This window comes from Lachnoanaerobaculum gingivalis (assembly GCF_003862475.1).
Classification (GTDB): domain Bacteria; phylum Bacillota; class Clostridia; order Lachnospirales; family Lachnospiraceae; genus Lachnoanaerobaculum; species Lachnoanaerobaculum gingivalis.
In genome coordinates this window covers 122,082-139,125 of sequence record NZ_RRCO01000005.1, presented here as the reverse complement: position 1 = coordinate 139,125, position 17,044 = coordinate 122,082, and the positions used below count along the sequence as shown (strand labels likewise).

18 protein-coding genes are annotated in these 17,044 nt (G+C 38.2%); all 18 read left to right on the top strand.

Annotated features, from left to right (window positions below; all coding sequences use genetic code 11):
* The first annotated feature begins 27 nt into the window (after nt 1-27).
* The 18 genes from EHV10_RS11190 (at nt 28) to EHV10_RS11105 (ending at nt 17,036) form a co-directional block, all read left to right on the top strand.
* Nucleotides 28-294 carry an HPr family phosphocarrier protein gene (locus EHV10_RS11190; RefSeq protein ID WP_128674713.1) on the top strand — a complete coding sequence of 89 codons (267 nt, stop codon included), beginning with the start codon at nt 28-30 and terminating at the stop codon, nt 292-294.
* 115 nt (nt 295-409) lie between these two features.
* Complete coding sequence (locus tag EHV10_RS11185) at nt 410-652, top strand: HPr family phosphocarrier protein (RefSeq protein ID WP_128674712.1); 243 nt, start codon at nt 410-412, stop codon at nt 650-652.
* 120 nt (nt 653-772) lie between these two features.
* A complete protein-coding gene (gene ispF, locus EHV10_RS11180; protein WP_128674711.1) occupies nt 773-1,315 on the top strand; it encodes a 2-C-methyl-D-erythritol 2,4-cyclodiphosphate synthase in 543 nt (180 codons plus the stop codon).
* A gap of 10 nt (nt 1,316-1,325) precedes the next feature.
* Nucleotides 1,326-2,735 (top strand): cysteine--tRNA ligase, encoded by a 1,410-nt coding sequence (cysS, locus tag EHV10_RS11175; protein ID WP_128674710.1) that lies wholly within the window; start codon nt 1,326-1,328, stop codon nt 2,733-2,735.
* Nucleotides 2,720-3,172: a Mini-ribonuclease 3 gene (locus EHV10_RS11170; protein ID WP_128674709.1), complete on the top strand. Its 453-nt coding sequence runs from the start codon at nt 2,720-2,722 to the stop codon at nt 3,170-3,172. The genes cysS and EHV10_RS11170 overlap by 16 nt, the downstream gene beginning before the upstream one ends.
* Entirely contained in the window at nt 3,169-3,924 is a 756-nt protein-coding gene (gene rlmB / locus EHV10_RS11165; RefSeq protein ID WP_128674708.1) for a 23S rRNA (guanosine(2251)-2'-O)-methyltransferase RlmB, read from the top strand. The genes EHV10_RS11170 and rlmB overlap by 4 nt, the downstream gene beginning before the upstream one ends.
* Nucleotides 3,914-4,867, top strand: a complete 954-nt coding sequence (locus tag EHV10_RS11160; protein ID WP_128674707.1) for an L-lactate dehydrogenase — start codon at nt 3,914-3,916, stop codon at nt 4,865-4,867. Before rlmB ends, EHV10_RS11160 begins: the two co-directional genes overlap by 11 nt.
* A 36-nt stretch (nt 4,868-4,903) precedes the next feature.
* Entirely contained in the window at nt 4,904-5,761 is an 858-nt protein-coding gene (locus EHV10_RS11155) for a MerR family transcriptional regulator (RefSeq protein WP_128674706.1), read from the top strand.
* Between the two features lie 402 nt (nt 5,762-6,163).
* Nucleotides 6,164-6,673, top strand: a complete 510-nt coding sequence (locus tag EHV10_RS11150; protein ID WP_007593390.1) for a DUF1097 domain-containing protein — start codon at nt 6,164-6,166, stop codon at nt 6,671-6,673.
* 26 nt (nt 6,674-6,699) lie between these two features.
* Entirely contained in the window at nt 6,700-7,908 is a 1,209-nt protein-coding gene (locus EHV10_RS11145; RefSeq protein ID WP_128674705.1) for an FAD-dependent oxidoreductase, read from the top strand.
* Nucleotides 7,909-7,918: 10 nt separating this feature from the next.
* Nucleotides 7,919-9,181: an NAD-dependent dihydropyrimidine dehydrogenase subunit PreA gene (gene preA / locus EHV10_RS11140; RefSeq protein WP_128674704.1), complete on the top strand. Its 1,263-nt coding sequence runs from the start codon at nt 7,919-7,921 to the stop codon at nt 9,179-9,181.
* Between the two features lie 20 nt (nt 9,182-9,201).
* Nucleotides 9,202-10,572, top strand: coding sequence for a dihydropyrimidinase (gene hydA / locus EHV10_RS11135; protein ID WP_128674703.1), 1,371 nt, complete (start codon nt 9,202-9,204; stop codon nt 10,570-10,572).
* Nucleotides 10,573-10,666: 94 nt separating this feature from the next.
* Entirely contained in the window at nt 10,667-11,923 is a 1,257-nt protein-coding gene (locus EHV10_RS11130; protein WP_128674702.1) for a Zn-dependent hydrolase, read from the top strand.
* Nucleotides 11,924-11,986: 63 nt separating this feature from the next.
* On the top strand, nt 11,987-12,442 hold the full coding sequence (locus EHV10_RS11125) for a beta-alanyl-CoA:ammonia lyase (RefSeq protein WP_128674701.1): 456 nt from the start codon (nt 11,987-11,989) through the stop codon (nt 12,440-12,442).
* Between the two features lie 11 nt (nt 12,443-12,453).
* Complete coding sequence (locus EHV10_RS11120) at nt 12,454-14,022, top strand: CoA transferase (protein ID WP_128674700.1); 1,569 nt, start codon at nt 12,454-12,456, stop codon at nt 14,020-14,022.
* A 13-nt stretch (nt 14,023-14,035) separates the two neighbouring features.
* A complete protein-coding gene (gene acrC, locus EHV10_RS11115; protein ID WP_128674699.1) occupies nt 14,036-15,178 on the top strand; it encodes an acryloyl-CoA reductase in 1,143 nt (380 codons plus the stop codon).
* Between the two features lie 8 nt (nt 15,179-15,186).
* A complete protein-coding gene (locus tag EHV10_RS11110; RefSeq protein ID WP_128674698.1) occupies nt 15,187-15,999 on the top strand; it encodes an electron transfer flavoprotein subunit beta/FixA family protein in 813 nt (270 codons plus the stop codon).
* Entirely contained in the window at nt 15,999-17,036 is a 1,038-nt protein-coding gene (locus tag EHV10_RS11105) for an electron transfer flavoprotein subunit alpha/FixB family protein (protein WP_128674697.1), read from the top strand. Before EHV10_RS11110 ends, EHV10_RS11105 begins: the two co-directional genes overlap by 1 nt.
* Nucleotides 17,037-17,044: the final 8 nt, after the last annotated feature.

Below are 17,044 nucleotides of genomic sequence, written 5' to 3'. Positions count from 1 at the left end.
ATCTTGAAATATGAAAGGAAGATTATTATGTTAAGTAGAAAAATTACTATCAAAAATCCTTCAGGTTTGCACCTACGTCCGGCAGGAGTTCTGTCACAGACAGCGATGAAGTTTAAATCAGATATAATAATTGAGTACGGTGAGAAGAGGATAGTTGCAAAGAGCGTACTTAATGTTATGGCTGCAGGCATCAAGTCAGGTACAGAGGTAAATCTGATAGTTGAAGGCGATGACGAAGAGGAAGCAATGAAGACTTTGGTAGAGGCTATCGAGTCAGGCCTTGGTGAAAAATAATAAATAATTTTTCTATTTGTAACATATCATACTTGACAATGCCTATATTTGGTGGTTTAATATTGCAAGTATTTTGGATTGTTCAAAATACAATGTTATAAAATGAGGTATAGATATGAAAGAAAGAAAAATCCGCCTTCTGTCAGTTGAAGACGCTAAGAACTTTGTTAAAGTTACTACCGGGTGTGATTTTGATGTAGATTTATATGACAACAGTATTATGATTGACGCAAAATCTATTATAGGAGTGCTTAGCATGGATCTTAGACATGTTTTGACAGTCAGATATTCAGGCGAAAATGAAGAATTGGAAGCTTTTTTAGATGACCATATGAAGGGAATTGAAAAAATAGCTTAAGCATATTTATGATATATCATAAATAGTTTAAAATAAGCCGGCTTGACCGGTAGTTGTTTAACATACAGGCAGGTCTTTGACTTGCCTGTTTTTTCATATAGAAGAGACGGAAAGGTAATTATGAGAATAGGACATGGATATGATGTTCACAGACTTGTAGAAGGCAGAAAACTTATAATCGGAGGAGTGGAGATAGAACATACTTTGGGGCTTCTCGGGCATTCGGATGCGGATGTGCTTTTACATGCGATAATGGACTCTTTACTTGGGGCTATGGGACTTGGAGATATAGGAAAACATTTTCCCGATACAAAAGCGGAATATAAGGATGTAAGCAGTGTTGTGCTTTTGAAAAAAGTTGCTAATATACTTGACGAGAATGCGTATATAATAGAAAATATAGATGCGACTGTTATTGCACAAAAGCCTAAAATTGCTCCTCATATTGATAGGATGAAGGAAGTGATATGTGATACACTCAATATATCACCAAGCCAATTGAATATAAAGGCGACCACGGAAGAGGGGCTTGGCTTTACAGGAGATGAAAGCGGTATATCTGCACACAGTGTCTGTCTGTTGAATTCAGTAAGAGATGCTTTTTATGTATCTACAGATTCAAAGGATTGTACCGGCTGCAGCGGATGCCAAAGTAAAGGATAAAAGGAATTTTATGAAGATTTTTAATACACTTTCTAAAAGGAAAGAAGAGTTTGTACCTATCGAAGAGGGAAAAGTAAGAATGTATGTCTGCGGACCTACAGTTTACAATTTGATACATATCGGAAATGCCAGACCTATGATTTTCTTTGATACGGTAAGAAGATATTTTGAATACAGAGGTTATGATGTAAACTATGTTTCAAACTTTACAGATGTTGATGATAAGATAATCAATAAGGCGATAGAAGAGGGAGTTGATGCCTCTGTAATTTCCACAAGATATATAGATGAATGTAAGAAAGATATGGAAGCTATGAATGTGCTTCCTGCCACAAAAAACCCTTTGGCGACAGAAGAGATAGGCGGTATGGAAGAGATGATATCAACTCTTATCGATAACGGTCATGCCTATGTGGCAAAGGACGGTACGGTATATTTCAGAGTAAAGAGCTTTGACGGATACGGTAAGCTTTCACATAAGAATATAGATGAACTTCAGTCAGGATTCAGAGAGATTAAGGTAACCGGTGAGGACGGAAAGGAAGACAGCAATGACTTCGTACTTTGGAAACCTAAAAAAGACGGAGAGCCTTACTGGGATTCACCATGGTCAAAGGGAAGGCCGGGATGGCATATTGAGTGCTCCGTTATGAGTAAAAAATATCTTGGCGACCAGATAGATATCCATGGCGGAGGTGAGGATCTTATCTTCCCTCATCATGAAAATGAGATAGCTCAGTCGGAGTCAGCAAGCGGAAAGAGCTTTGCAAATTATTGGATGCACAATGCATTCTTAAATATTGACAATAAGAAGATGAGTAAGTCTTTAGGTAATTTCTTTACAGTAAGAGATATCAGCGAGAAGTACGATCTTCAGGTATTAAGATTTTTTATGCTCTCAGCACACTACAGAAGTCCGCTAAATTTCTCTGCAGAGCTTATGGAAGCTTCAAAGAACAGTTTGGAGAGGATTCTTACAGGAGTTGAGAATTTAAAGGATGTTCAAAAAAAGGATAATTCTTCACCAATCACAGACGCCGAACTCTCAAATCTTGAAATGGCAAAGGTATTAAAGGACAAGTTTGTAGCCGCTATGGACGATGATTTCAATACGGCTGATGCGATAAGTGCTATATTTGAGCTTATAAAGCTTTCAAACACTTCGTTAAATGAAAACAGTACGAGAGAGTATGCAAACGGACTTTTAAATATAATAGAGCCGCTTTGTGATGTACTTGGAATTATTACAGAAAGAAAGATGGAAATCCTTGACAGCGAAATAGAGGATCTGATAGAGCAGAGAATTCAGGCCAGAAAGAATAAGGATTTTGCACTTGCGGATAAGATCAGAAACGATCTTCTCGACAGAGGTATTGTACTTGAAGATACAAGAGAGGGAGTTAAATGGAAGAGATATTAGATTATCTTCTAAAACCTTTTAATGTAGAAAAAAGGGACGCAAAAGAATTTTCGCCCTTGGTACTGGCATATATAGGTGATGCGGTGTATGAGCTTATTATAAGAAGCATTCTGGTGTCAGGTGGGAACCGCCCGGTAAATAAACTCAATAAGGATGCCACTTCTCTTGTAAAAGCCGGAGCACAGGCGCAGATTATAAAACTTATAAGTGATGAGTTAAGCGAGGAAGAGTTCACCATATTTAAAAGGGGAAGGAACTCTTCTCCGCATACCATGGCAAAGAATGCCAGTATGACTGATTATAAATATGCTACCGGATTTGAAAGCCTTATAGGTTTTTTATATTTGGACAATCGGTTTGACAGAGCGCTTGAACTTGTCAAAATCGGTCTTGACAGATTTTTGGAAAATAATGATATCGGAGTAAAGATTATATGAATGAAAATGCCATAGAAGGCAGAAATGTGGTAATAGAGGCTTTCAGAAGCGGTAAAACTGTTGATAAATTATACTTGCAGGACGGTTTGAAGGACTATACTGTTTCTACAATATTAAGAGAAGCCAAAAAGCACGGTACATATGTAAATTTCGTCGGTAAGGACAGACTTGACGCAATGAGCGAGACCGGAAAGCATCAGGGTGTTATTGCAATAGTTGCGGCATATGAGTACGCAAGCATTGAGGATATATTGGAAAAGGCAAGACAAAAAAATGAGCCTCCTTTTGTATTTATTTTAGACGGCATAGAGGATCCGCATAATCTTGGTGCAATTATAAGAACGGCCAATCTTAGCGGTGCTCATGGAGTGATTATACCTAAACACAGAGCTGTAGGACTTACTGCTGTAGTGGCAAGAGCTTCTGCGGGAGCAATTAATTATACGCCTGTTGCCAAAGTCACCAATATAAATAAAACCATGCAGGAGCTGAAAGATGCAGGAATGTGGTTTGTTTGTGCTGACATGGGCGGCGAAAGAATGTATAATATAGACTTAACAGGAAGCATCGGACTTGTAATAGGCAATGAGGGAGACGGAGTAAGTGAAAGTGTTAAGAAAAATTGCGATTTCATAGCTTCTATACCTATGAACGGTGATATTGATTCACTCAATGCATCTGTTGCCTGTGGTGTATTGGCTTATGAGATAGTCAGACAGAGGATTGCGAAAGGAGCAATATATGAAAAGTGATAAGAGAAAAGTTGTTCTTGTAGGATGCGGTATGGTCGGCATGAGCTACGCATATGCTATGTTAAATCAAAATGTTGTGGACGAGCTGGTTCTTATAGATGTAAATAAATTAAGAGCCGAGGGTGAAGCTATGGATTTAAACCATGGTCTGGCTTTTTCAGGTTCACATATGAGGATCTGGGCAGGAGATTACAGTGACTGCACAAGTGCGGACATTGTCGTAATATGTGCAGGTGTGGCTCAGGCACCGGGAGAGAGCAGAAGAGATCTTTTAAAGAGAAATATGGAAGTGTTTAAATCCATTATAGACCCTATCACAGAGAGCGGCTTTAACGGAATATTCCTTGTTGCTACAAACCCTGTAGATATAATGACTGAGATCACATATAAGCTTTCAGGATTTAATCCGAGAAGAGTAATCGGTTCAGGCACGGCACTTGACTCTGCAAGACTCAGATATCTTTTGGGATCATACATACAGGCCGATCCGAGAAGCGTGCATGCCTATGTTATAGGTGAACATGGTGATTCCGAGTTTGTTCCATGGTCAAATGCAATGCTTTCAACAAAGCCTATTACAGATCTTATAGCCGAATCAAAGGGTAAATTAAATATAGAAGAACTTGATCGCATTGAAGATGATGTAAGAACGGCTGCTTATAAAATAATAGAAGCTAAGAGAGCTACATACTACGGTATAGGAATGAGCCTTACAAGAATTACAAAGGCTATACTGGGTGATGAGAACTCGGTTCTTACAGTATCTGCAAATCTTCGTGGTGAATACGGACAAAATGATGTATTTGTTGGAGTTCCATGTGTGATAAACAGTGCAGGAATCCAAAGAATACTTGAATTCTCTCTTACAGATGAGGAAAAAGCAAAGTTTGCAAAATCCTGTGAGGAGCTTAGGGCTACATATAAAGAGCTGGAAGAGAAATAAAATAGAGACATCTTTGTTTCATTTTGGAGGGTAGACTTGAAAGACAAATATTATTCTATTGGGAGAGTATCGGAAATATGTAATATTCCTATAAAGACTTTAAGATATTACGATAAAATAAATGTAATGGTTCCAAGTATCAGACAGGAAAACAATAATTACAGATATTACAGTCATGACCAAATGGTAAGGCTTTTTATAATAAAGAGACTCAGATATTTGGGATTTTCTCTGGAAGAAGTTAGGAATATATTAAAAGAAGATGATATTCAAAAGATAGAACTTATAGTGACAAAAAAACAAAACTCCATAAAAGATGAAATAATTGAGCTGAATAGAAAGTATGAAGAAGCCGCTACACTAAAGAATAAGCTTCAATCTGCGCAAAGAATACTTGAAAACAGTAATAACTACAATGTAGAAAGTTCATTTAAGCTTGAAAAGCAAAGAGAAGTATATGTATTTGGCAAAACTACCATGATGCAGTCTTATAAGAATGAAAAAGTCAGTCTTGAAAAATGGATTGATATTATAGAGTCTGCAAAAGAAAGGAATCTGAATATCCAGGGTGATATTCTTGTGTCTTATCATACGGAAATGTTTGGACAATTTATTCACAGGGATTGTGAGGTAGAGTTTTCCATTGTGGTGGAAAATGATATCAAAGATGCTGAAGTGAAGAAATTTGGGAATTTTCTTGCCGCAAATGCTATACATGTCGGCGATTACAGTGATATAGTGCATACATATATTTCTTTGAAAAGATGGATTGAAGAAAATGAGCTGATGGTGGATGGACCTGTAACAGAAAGATTTATGCTTTCACCGGTAGATCTGCCAAATACCGAGCAGCATATTGTAAAGATAATAGTACCGGTAAAACCAAGAAATTAAATTATATAAAATATAATGGTATTGTGATTAAAAGTCTCCACCTGGTGGAGACTTTTTTGCTATGTAAAAATATGTTTAGAAAAACTTGTGGTATGCATAACTGACAAAAATACAAAGTCGATATTGTGTAAGATTACTTTCAAAAAACAGCAATATGCACAAAAGAAAGACAAAAGTGATTTTCTATTAAATTAATTATATGCAAATTTATTTTTTGAGTAATAAATTTATAGGAGACAAAAAGGAAATACAGATAAAAGATATATTAAATTCAGAAAAATTTAACTTGAATATACAATGGCTGTATATTCTAAGATAATAATTGAATAAAATAAGTTCTCAAACAAATGATAGTTAATTATTTAACACTTAAAAATAAAATATGTAGGAAAGGATGACAGTATGGCAGGATTTATTATATCAAATACCATATCAAACATAATTGTATGTGGTCTATGGACATATATTTCAGCTATGTTTGCCGGTCCACTGATAGCAACTTGGGTAGGCTTCGCAGGATGTACATCTTATTACGCAGCAGGTTGTGGTAAAAACGGTTTTATCAGATCATTATGCAGTAATATGGCAGGTATCTTTATCGGATGTACAATCATTTGGCTATGTGTAAATGTAAACGGAAGTCTATGGTTTAACGGATTGATAACAGGAATTTTCAGTGGAGTTATCATCTATATCACACATTGTGATTTGACCAGATTTGCGACTTGTACATTTATGGGTGGCTTCAGTGCATTTGCATCAGGTGGTAATTGGAAGATGCTTATTATTTGCTTTATCCTGGGAAATATCGTTGGGCTCGCATCAGATTACCTGGGAAGATTTATTTTAGCAAAATTTTTCAAGAAGACCGATAAAAAAGACTGGGTCATTGCTAAATTTTTAGAGGATTAAGAATCAAAAAAGTAAGGGGTTTTAATATGAGCAAAATTTTAAAATTGGCATATGGCATGGAGAAGTCGGAAGGCTTTAATTACAGACTTGCCATGGAGGAAGCATCCAGATGTCTTCTATGTGAAGATGCACCTTGTTCTAAGGGATGTCCGGCAGGGACAGATCCGGCTAAGTTCATTCGCTCACTGAGATTTAAGAACATAAAGGGTGCTGCAGAGACAATAAGAGAAAACAACCCGTTAGGTGGTTCGTGTGCTTGGGTATGTCCTTATGACAGAATGTGTGAAGAAGAATGTAGTAGATGTGGAATAGATAAGCCGATACAGATAGGTAAAATACAAAGATATCTGGTTGAAGAAGAACAGGCCATGTCGGCAAAATTTGTCAGTGCCGGAGAAAAGATCGGAAAGAAGGTAGCACTGATAGGTGCAGGACCTGCATCACTTGCTTGCGCAAGAGAGCTCGCACTTGCGGGAGTGGATACAACTGTTTTCGAAAAACAGGCTAAGGCAGGTGGAGTTTTGAGATATGGAATCACACCTACAAGACTTCCTGACCGTGTTGTGGATTTTGATATAGAACTTATAAAGGAGTTGGGAGTAAAGTTTGAATTCGGCAAGGAAGTAAAATTTGAAGATATTCCTAAACTTAAGAGTGAGTATGACGCCGTATTTGTCGGAGTTGGTCTTTGGGATTCAAAGAAAGTAGATATAGAAGGTAGCGATCTTAAGGGTGTTGAGTCGGCAATCGAGTTTTTGTTTAAGGCAAGAACAGGTGAGATAAAAGAACTTCCGGAAAGAGTAGTTGTAATCGGAGGCGGTGATGTAGCAATGGATTGTGCTACAACAGCAAGACAGTTGGGTGCTGAGAAAGCATGTATCTGCTATAGAAGAACTATAGAAGAAGCACCTGCAAATATTGAAGAGATTTCTTTTGTAAGAGAGATGGGTATCCCTATTTACACAGGATTTGCACCTGAAAAGATTTGTGGAGAAAACGGTCATGTAAGAACTCTTGTTGCAAAGGGAATGAAAGATGATAATGAGATGACACTTAAGGCAGATATGGTCGTATTTGCAATAGGACAGGATCAGGTTGAAGACTATAAGAGTTTTGTTGCGGGTAATGGAGTATTTACTGGTGGTGATGCATTACATGGTGTCGGTATAACAGTGGTAGAGTCTGTTCATGAAGGAAAAGAAGCAGCTTACCAAATATTAGATTATATAAGGTGAGGAGATTAATATGGCTTTGAAAAAAGATTTATCAATAAATTTTTTAGGTGTTGATTGTGAGAATCCTTTTTTTCTATCTTCTTCACCTGTAGGCAGTAATTATGAAATGTGTGCCAAGGCACTGAGAGCCGGTTGGGGTGGTATTTTTTATAAAACAATAAGCGTTTTTATACCAAATGAATGTTCACCCAGATTTGATATAGCTTCAAAAGAGGGAACACCTTGGACCGGATTTAAGAATATGGAGATGACTTCTGATAAGCCGAATGAAGTAAACTTTGAGTTTATTAGGCAATTAAAGAAGGATTTTCCGAATAAAGTGATAGTTTCAAGTATCATGGGTGCAACTGATGATGAGTGGGCAATACTTGCTAAAGAGTCTGAAAAGGCCGGAGCAGATATGATTGAGTGTAATTTCTCATGTCCGCAGATGACATCATCGACTATGGGTTCTGATGTAGGACAAAATCCTGATTTGGTAAAGCATTATTGCGAAGTTGCTTCTGCAAGCACTAAACTTCCGATAATAGCAAAGATGACACCAAACCTTGGAAATATGGAAATTCCTGCAAGAGCTGCTATAGAGGGCGGTGCAAAAGGAATAGCTGCCATAAATACAGTAAAATCTATCACAAACCTTGATATAAATCTTAGAACAGGTATGCCTGTTGTAAACGGAAAATCTGCAATATCAGGATATTCCGGAGCGGCTGTAAAACCTATTGCGCTCAGATTTATATCAGACTTAATGCATGATCCTATTGTAAGCAAAGTTCCGATAACCGGAATGGGTGGTATAGAAACCTGGAGAGACTGCTTGGAATTTTTGATGCTTGGTGCATCAAATCTTCAGGTAACAACTGCAGTAATGCAATATGGATATAGAATTGTTGAAGATATGATAAGCGGTATATCACATTATATGAATGATTACGGAATAAATAAACTTCAGGATATAGTGGGTACTGCGGTAGGAAATATTGTTGGTGCTGATGATTTGGATAGATCATATAAGATCCTGGTTCAGATTGATAAAGAAAAATGTGTCGGATGTGGAAGATGCTATGTATCATGCTTTGATGCGGCACATCAGGCTATTGAATATGACTATGCAACCAGAGTTCCTACAATAAATGAAGATAAATGTGTAGGATGTCATCTTTGCTTAAATGTTTGTCCTGTAATGCAATGTATAACACCGGGTAAACTTGTATATAAGGATAAGAATGATAATCATACAATTAATTTAAAGGAAACTAATAGTTATCTATAATATATCAGGGGGGTTGATTTATGTTAGATTTAATTATTAAGGGTGGTGTAGTAGTTACAGCAACGGATATGTTCCCATGTGATGTGGGTGTAAAAGACGGTAAGATTGTTGAGATGGGAATGAATCTTGACATGGAGGCAAAAGAAGTAGTGGATGCTACAGGAAAGCTTGTTCTTCCGGGAGCATTGGATGTACATACACATCTTGCTATGCCTTTTGGAGGAACAATATCTGCAGACAGTTACCTTTCAGGTACCAGAGCTGCAGCCTGTGGAGGTGTTACTACAATATTTGATTATCCGGTTCAGAGAAAAGGTGGCACTATTATGGATTTGGTAAATTCCAAAAAAGCCATACTTGAAAAAGAAGCATGTGTAGACTGGGCATCTCATTGTATTATTACAGACTTTAATGACGGTCAGATACTTGATGAGATGGAAGAAGCTGTGAAAGAAGGTATTACATCTTACAAATGCTTCATGGTATACAAAAAAGCCGGAATGATGGTAGATGACGGAATGTTTGCAACCTTGCTTCTTAGAGCAAAGGAACTGGGGGCATTGGTAAATGTTCATGCAGAGAATTCCGATATGATAGATTTTTTTGAGGCCAAGTTCAAAAAAGAAGGCAACTTGAGTCCTTGGTACCACTATCTGGCACGTCAGGAGTTTGTTGAAGCTGAAGCTGACAGAAGAGCTCTGCATTGGTGTAAGCATTTGGATGCACCGCTCTACATTGTTCATATGGCTGACAAGGAAGGACTTGAAGCATGTATAGAAGGCAAGAAAGAGGGCGTTCCTATTTATGTTGAGACCTGTCCACAGTATCTTGAATTTACATGTGATGTATATAAGAGAGAGGACGGAAGAAACTTTGTATGTTCACCACCTATAAAAGGTGAGGAGAGCAGACAGGCTCTTTGGGAAGCAATCAAGAAAAATCAGATTGATGTAGTAGCGACAGATCACTGCCCGTTCCAGAGCTATGAAAAGGACTGGGGCATAGATGACTTTACAAAGATTCCGAACGGATGTGCAGGTGTGGAAAATATGTATCCATATATGCTTGATGCTGCGAATTCAGGTAAAATCACATTCTCACAGGCTGTGGCTCTTTGCTCAACAAATCCGGCAAGAATATTCGGATGTGATAAGAAAGGCGGAGTCAGAGTAGGAAATGATGCAGATATAGTAATCTATGATAGGGATAAGGATTTTACCATAAGTGTAAATAATATGCATTCAGACTACGACCATACTATATGGGAAGGCAAGAAACTTCATGGATATCCTGTAAAGACATTCCTCAGAGGACAGCTTGTCTATGATAACGGAGATTTCGTCGGAAAGCCGGGAATGGGTAAATTCGTAAAGAGAGTGCCTAGAAGTTAAAGTTTCAATGATTGTGTTTTACTGTCACTGCTTTATATATAAGTAGTGGCAGTATGAATTTATGAAGAATATATTGTTTTAATAGGGGGTAAATATGTATAAGTGTAGCGAAGATAGAATGGCAGATAAGATTAAAACCATGAGTCAGTTTGGTGACGCAGGACATGGCGGTATCACAAGATATTCTCTTTCAAAGGAAAATCTTATGGCAAGAGCTGAATTCAAGAGAAGAATGGAAGCTATCGGTGCAAAGATTAAGACCGATGATATGGCAAATATGTATGCAACATTAGAGGGTAGTGATCCTACACTTCCGGCAATTGTTATGGCTTCACATTCGGATTCAGTAAGAAACGGTGGAAACTATGACGGTATTTTAGGTGTAATGGGAGCTATGGAAGTTTTGGAAACTGTTGCAGAGCAAAAGATACCTCATAAGCACAATCTCGTAGCAATGATTTGGACAAATGAGGAAGGATCTTTATATCCACCTGCTATGATGTCATCAGGAGTTATCTGTAATGATTACTTACCTGAAGAGATTGGAAAAAAGTTTAAGCATGAAGATATGCTTGCATCAACTTCAGTTCTTGATAAGACAAAGACATTCAAAGAGGCTCTTGAAGCTTCAGGATATAAGGGAGATGTTGCCAACAGATTGAATCCTAAGGATTATAAGGCAATGTTCGAGCTTCATATCGAGCAAGGACCTATTCTTGAGGCTGCAAATAATGATATCGGTATCGTTACCTGTGTTCTTGGAATGATAAACTACAGAATTAAAACATTCGGACAGTCAGATCATGCCGGAACAACACCTATGCCATATAGAAAAGATGCATTATATGCAGCTGCAAAGCTTTTACAGTATCTGCATGATGAGCTTGATAAGCTTGATAAGGCACTTGTATATACCACAGGTGAGATAGTATGCCATCCAAATGTACATACAGTAATTCCTGATTTTGTCGAGTTCTCAATTGATGCAAGACATGAGGATCCTAAGGTTATAGAGCAGGTTGTTGAAGTAATAAAGGATATGCCGAAGGAAATAGTTGGCTGTACTACAGGTTATGAGAGAGCATGGTCAAGAGATACAGTTTACTATGATGAGAAATTGGTAGGTTATGTAACAGAGGCTGTAAATGAGCTTGGATATTCAAATCAGAGAATCAACTCAGGTGCGGGACATGATGCACAGTTTGTAAGCTATATGATGCCTACCACAATGATATTTGTACCTTCAAAGGACGGACATTCACATTGTGAAGAGGAGTTTACTCCGGTTGAGCAGTGTACAAAGGGTGCCAGCGTACTTTTGAATGCAGTATTAAAGTGTGATGCTCAATAATATGATTTAAGTGTTGGGGTCAAATATTTTGGCCCCAACATTACAGTAGAACAGAGGTGTAAAATGAGTGTTAGAAAAGTAGCGGAATTAAATTATAATATGACAACTGCCGATGCAAATAATGTTGACGGGAAAATACCGTTTGGGAGACAGTTTGACTTTATCGGTGATGTTGAAACAGAGTTGATGATATTAAATGACGGTGATGAATCTTTGTGCCTTGGATATACGGATGTTGAGCTGTATGAAGATGCATATGTAGGTGATCAACTTAATTTCAGAGCAGAGATGCTAAAGGTGGGAAATACATCAAGAACATGTAGAATAAGCACTTATAAAGTTGCAACTCCTGCATATAGAATGGGTATCAAAGATGCTAATCCGGGAGATATGTATTATTTCGATCCTCCAAAATTGATTACTGACGGTACTGTAGTACTTGTAGTAAAGAAAGAATTACAACGTGGAAATCAGCCAAGTGGTGAAGTTATTGACCCTTGGAGAGAACTTGAACTTTAATAGGGGGTAATATGAGTACTGAAGTTACATTAAGATATAGAATGTCAGATAGAGATGTTTTCTACGGTGGAGGAGTTGTAAACGGTGCAAGGTCTATTACTTTGATGGAAGATACCGCAAACAGACTGATGACCAAGGTTTACAAAAATCAGAGCAGATGTGCAAAGGTAAGAAAAGTAAGACTGTTTGTACCATGTTTTGCCGGAGATTATATGGAGTATAAGGCAAGACTTTTAGGTGAGGAAAACGGTAGAGCAATCATTGAAGTGCGTTCATTTAAGGTTGCGGTTATTCCTGAGAAGCCCGAGTTTGAGAGTTCCATAGATGTTTTAGAAGATCCGCCTATTTCAACAGTATGTATTTTCGAATATATTATTCCTGCAAAGAAGGAGAAAAAGAAAGCAAAAGCGCTTGAGGGACTTAAGGTTCTTGACCTTACACATGCATATAACGGCCCTTTCTGTACCGCTCTTTTAGCAGATAACGGTGCTGAGGTTATAAAGATAGAGCCTCTTACAGGTGATCAGTCAAGGTATTGGCCTCCAATGGATGATAATAGCGGTGAAAGCGGATTTTATGCATTTATAAACAGAAATAAAAAAGGAGTTACTCTTAACTTAAAGACTGAAAAAGGAAGAGAGATTTTCTATGACCTTGTCAGAGAGGCTGATGTAGTGGTAGAAAACTTCAGAGTCGGAGTAACAAAGAAATTACAAGTTGACTATGAGACATTAAAGAAGATAAATCCAAGAATAATTTATGCTTCAGGTAGCGGTTTCGGACAGTATGGACCTTTCTCAAACAGACCATGCTATGATATCGTTGCACAGGCTCTTGGTGGTATGATAAATCTTACAGGTTATACAGATGCTCCTCCTGTAAAATGCGGAGTATCCGTAGCAGACAATGTTACAGGAATTTATCTTTGTGTTGGTGTACTTATGGCGCTTTACAGAAGAAATGTAACCGGTGAAGGTCAGCAGGTAGATGTGGCTATGGCAGATACTATATTCACATTGCTTGAAAATGCAATAATCTATACAACTCTTAAGGGAATAATACCTCAAAGACAGGGAAATATAGATGCGACAGTATCACCGTTTAATGTATATGAAGCTAAAGACGGATATATAGCTTTGGGTGTAGGTACAGACAAGTTATTTAAGGTGTTCTGTGATGTAATTGGAAGACCTGACCTTGTTACAAATGAGAAGTTCGCTACCAATGATCTGAGAATTAAAAATTATAATGACGGTTTACATGAGATAATTGTGGATTGGGTAAAACAAAGAGGTAAGGCTGAGGTAGAGAGACTGTTTGAAGAGGTGGGAATACCTTGCGGACAGATACTTGATATGAAGGAAGCGATAGAGCATCCTCATTTCCAGGCAAGAGAAATGATGGTACATGTTGAGCATCCTACTATCGGTGATATGTATATACAGGGTTGTCCTATTAAGCTGAGTGAAACACCGGGAAGCGTAGATGCACCGGCACCGCTTCTTGGACAACATAATAAAGAGGTTTACGGCTTTGATGATGAAACATTAAAGCAATTAAAAGAAGAAGGCGTAATTTAGTGGAGGAAAAGAAATGGATTTTAATTTTTCCAAAGCACAGTTGATGCTGAAAAAGACTGTAGCCGACTTCAGTGAAAATGTGGTGAAACCAAGAGCTGAAGAAATAGATAGAAGCGGAAAATTTCCAAAGGATTTATTTTTGGAGATGACCAAGATGGGATTAACCGGTATAGGAACTGAGGAAAAATACGGCGGTAGCGGAGGCAGCGATATCGAAAAGATAATTGCTGTGGAAGAAATAGCTAAATACTGCGGTTCTACTGCAGCTACACTTTCAATACATACTATATTTGCTTCAGTAATCGGAAAATTCGGTACTGAAGAACAAAAGCAAAAATATTTGCCGGTAGTATGTTCAGGAGGCGAGTTGGGGGCATTTGCCCTCACCGAGCCGAATGCCGGATCTGATGCAGGAAGTGCAAGAACAACAGCTATATTTGATGAGAAAACACAGGAATATGTACTAAACGGTACAAAATGTTTTATAACAGGTGGAGGATTGGCAAAATATGTATTGGTATTTGCTCTTACCTCACCTGAGTTAAAGACTAAGGGACTAAGCTGTATATTGGTAGAGCGTGGTACACCGGGATTTTCAATAGGTAAGATAGAAGATAAGATGGGACTTCATGGATCAGAGACAGCTGAGCTTATATTTGATAATTGCAGAGTTCCAAAGGATAATCTTATAGGACCGCTCGGTAAGGGATTTAAAATTGCAATGACTGCACTTGACGGCGCAAGAATAGGAATTGCGGCGCAGGCTGTGGGTATTGCAGCAGGTGCATTGGATGAAAGCGTAAAGTACACAAAAGAAAGAGTACAATTTGGCAGACCTATTTCCTCATTGCAGGGCTTGCAATGGTATCTTGCAGAGATGGCTACAAAGGTTGAGTGTGCAAGATGGATGACATACAGAGCGGCAAGCCTTAAAGTAAGCGGTATGCCATATACAAAAGAGGCTGCTATTGCAAAGTTTAATGCATCAAAGGTAGCTGTTGAAGTAACGGATAAGGCATTACAGATACATGGAGGATATGGATATATGAGAGACTACCCATTGGAGAGAATGTACCGTGATGCAAAAATAACAGAAATATACGAAGGTACTTCAGAGATTCACAAGGTTGTTATAGCCAGAGAAGTGCTGAAATAGGGGGTATTATGAAGATCATTGTATGTATAAAGCAGGTGCCAAATACAAGTGAAGTCAAGATTAACCCTGAGACAAAAACACTTATCAGAGACGGGGTGGAAAGTATAATAAATCCTGATGATAAGAATGCACTTGAAGCGGCATTAAAAATAAAGGATGAGAATGGTGCGAAGGTCGTTGTAGTAAGTATGGGACCTATGCAGGCAAAGGAAGCACTACTTGAGGCTCTGGCTATGGGCGCTGACAATGCTTATCTTATAAGTGACAGAAAATTCGGTGGATCCGATACTTGGGCTACAGCAACCATTTTGGCGGCTGCTATAGAAAAAATAGGCGATTATGATTTGATTATATGTGGCAGACAGGCTATAGACGGTGATACCGCTCAGGTTGGTCCTGAGATAGCGGAGTTCCTTAATATACCGCAGGTTACATATGCAAAGGAGTTGGAACTAAAAGACGGTACAGTCAGAGTAAAAAGATTTTGTGAGTCAAGAGACTATGAATTTGAAGTAAAGCTTCCTACTCTTATCACAGCTATCAAAGAACTTAACACTGCAAGATATCCAAGTGTAAAAGGAATCTTTAAAGCTTATGAGAGCGATGAAGAATTGGTGAAGGTACTTACCTTTGATGACTTGAATGTGGATGAAACTCAGATAGGTATCAAAGGTTCTCCAACTAATGTACATCGTTCATTCGTGCCTGTAAAAGAAAAGCATAGTGAGTTTATAGAAGGAAATACGGCCATGGAAAAAGCCAAGCTTCTTTTGACAAAGCTATATGAGAATAAATTGATACAGTCCGGAGGTGCCAAGTAGTGGAAAGAGCAAAGGTAAATCAAGACATTAATATTAATGACTATAAAGATGTATGGGTACTTGCAGAAACTGTAAACGGTAAGATTTTGCCTATAACATTGGAACTGATGGGTGAAGGCAGAAAACTTGCAAATAATCTTGGAAAAAAACTTGCAGTAATTGTGCCGGGCTATAATATAGAAGAGGCTGCAAAGGAACTTGTGGAGTATGATGTCGATATAGTATACTATGTAGAACATGAACTCTTAAAAGATTTCTCCACTTTGGGATTTGTGGAGGTACTTTCAAAAGAAGTAAAACTAAGAAAACCGGAAGTTCTTTTGGTTGGTGCAACCTCTATAGGCAGGGATATAGGTCCTAGACTTGCCGCAAGACTTGGAACAGGACTTACTGCCGATTGTACAGGGCTTGAGGTGGATACGGAAGACAAGAAGCTTCTTATGACAAGACCTGCTTTTGGCGGAAATATTATGGCTACAATTATTTGTCCGAAAAACAGACCACAGATGGCAACCGTAAGGCCGGGAGTGATGGCAAGGGCAAAGAAAATTGAAAAGTCAAATGCAAGTTTTGAAAAGATTATACCTGATTTGAAAGAAGAAGATATAAGATCAAAACTTATAGGAACAATTGAACATGATCAAAAACGAGTAAATTTGATAGATGCAAAGATTATTGTATCAGGCGGTAGAGGAATAAAAAATAAAGACGGTTTTGCATTGATTGAAAGTCTTGCTAAAGCTCTGGGCGGTGAGGTGGGTTCATCTCGTGCCTGTGTGGACGCAGGATGGATAGACTCTTCTCACCAGGTGGGCCAGACAGGAACGACTGTCAGACCTGATTTATATATTGCTTGCGGTATATCGGGTGCTATACAGCATTTGGCCGGAATGAGCGAATCAAAGTATATTGTTGCAATAAATACAGATAAAAATGCACCTATATTTGATATTTGTGATTACGGTATCGTGGGCGATTTAAAAGAAATTATACCGGCACTTGTTTCAAGCATAGAAGCGGGAGAGTTTACTCTATAGCATTTACA

Coding starts and splice junctions, on each gene's coding strand:
- EHV10_RS11120 (WP_128674700.1), top strand. CDS start 12,454: ATGAGTACTGAAGTTACATTAAGATATAGAATGTCAGATAGAGATGTT.
- hydA (WP_128674703.1), top strand. CDS start 9,202: ATGTTAGATTTAATTATTAAGGGTGGTGTAGTAGTTACAGCAACGGAT.
- EHV10_RS11145 (WP_128674705.1), top strand. CDS start 6,700: ATGAGCAAAATTTTAAAATTGGCATATGGCATGGAGAAGTCGGAAGGC.
- rlmB (WP_128674708.1), top strand. CDS start 3,169: ATGAATGAAAATGCCATAGAAGGCAGAAATGTGGTAATAGAGGCTTTC.
- acrC (WP_128674699.1), top strand. CDS start 14,036: ATGGATTTTAATTTTTCCAAAGCACAGTTGATGCTGAAAAAGACTGTA.
- EHV10_RS11110 (WP_128674698.1), top strand. CDS start 15,187: ATGAAGATCATTGTATGTATAAAGCAGGTGCCAAATACAAGTGAAGTC.
- EHV10_RS11150 (WP_007593390.1), top strand. CDS start 6,164: ATGGCAGGATTTATTATATCAAATACCATATCAAACATAATTGTATGT.
- EHV10_RS11160 (WP_128674707.1), top strand. CDS start 3,914: ATGAAAAGTGATAAGAGAAAAGTTGTTCTTGTAGGATGCGGTATGGTC.
- EHV10_RS11125 (WP_128674701.1), top strand. CDS start 11,987: ATGAGTGTTAGAAAAGTAGCGGAATTAAATTATAATATGACAACTGCC.
- cysS (WP_128674710.1), top strand. CDS start 1,326: ATGAAGATTTTTAATACACTTTCTAAAAGGAAAGAAGAGTTTGTACCT.
- EHV10_RS11130 (WP_128674702.1), top strand. CDS start 10,667: ATGTATAAGTGTAGCGAAGATAGAATGGCAGATAAGATTAAAACCATG.
- ispF (WP_128674711.1), top strand. CDS start 773: ATGAGAATAGGACATGGATATGATGTTCACAGACTTGTAGAAGGCAGA.
- EHV10_RS11190 (WP_128674713.1), top strand. CDS start 28: ATGTTAAGTAGAAAAATTACTATCAAAAATCCTTCAGGTTTGCACCTA.
- preA (WP_128674704.1), top strand. CDS start 7,919: ATGGCTTTGAAAAAAGATTTATCAATAAATTTTTTAGGTGTTGATTGT.
- EHV10_RS11185 (WP_128674712.1), top strand. CDS start 410: ATGAAAGAAAGAAAAATCCGCCTTCTGTCAGTTGAAGACGCTAAGAAC.
- EHV10_RS11170 (WP_128674709.1), top strand. CDS start 2,720: ATGGAAGAGATATTAGATTATCTTCTAAAACCTTTTAATGTAGAAAAA.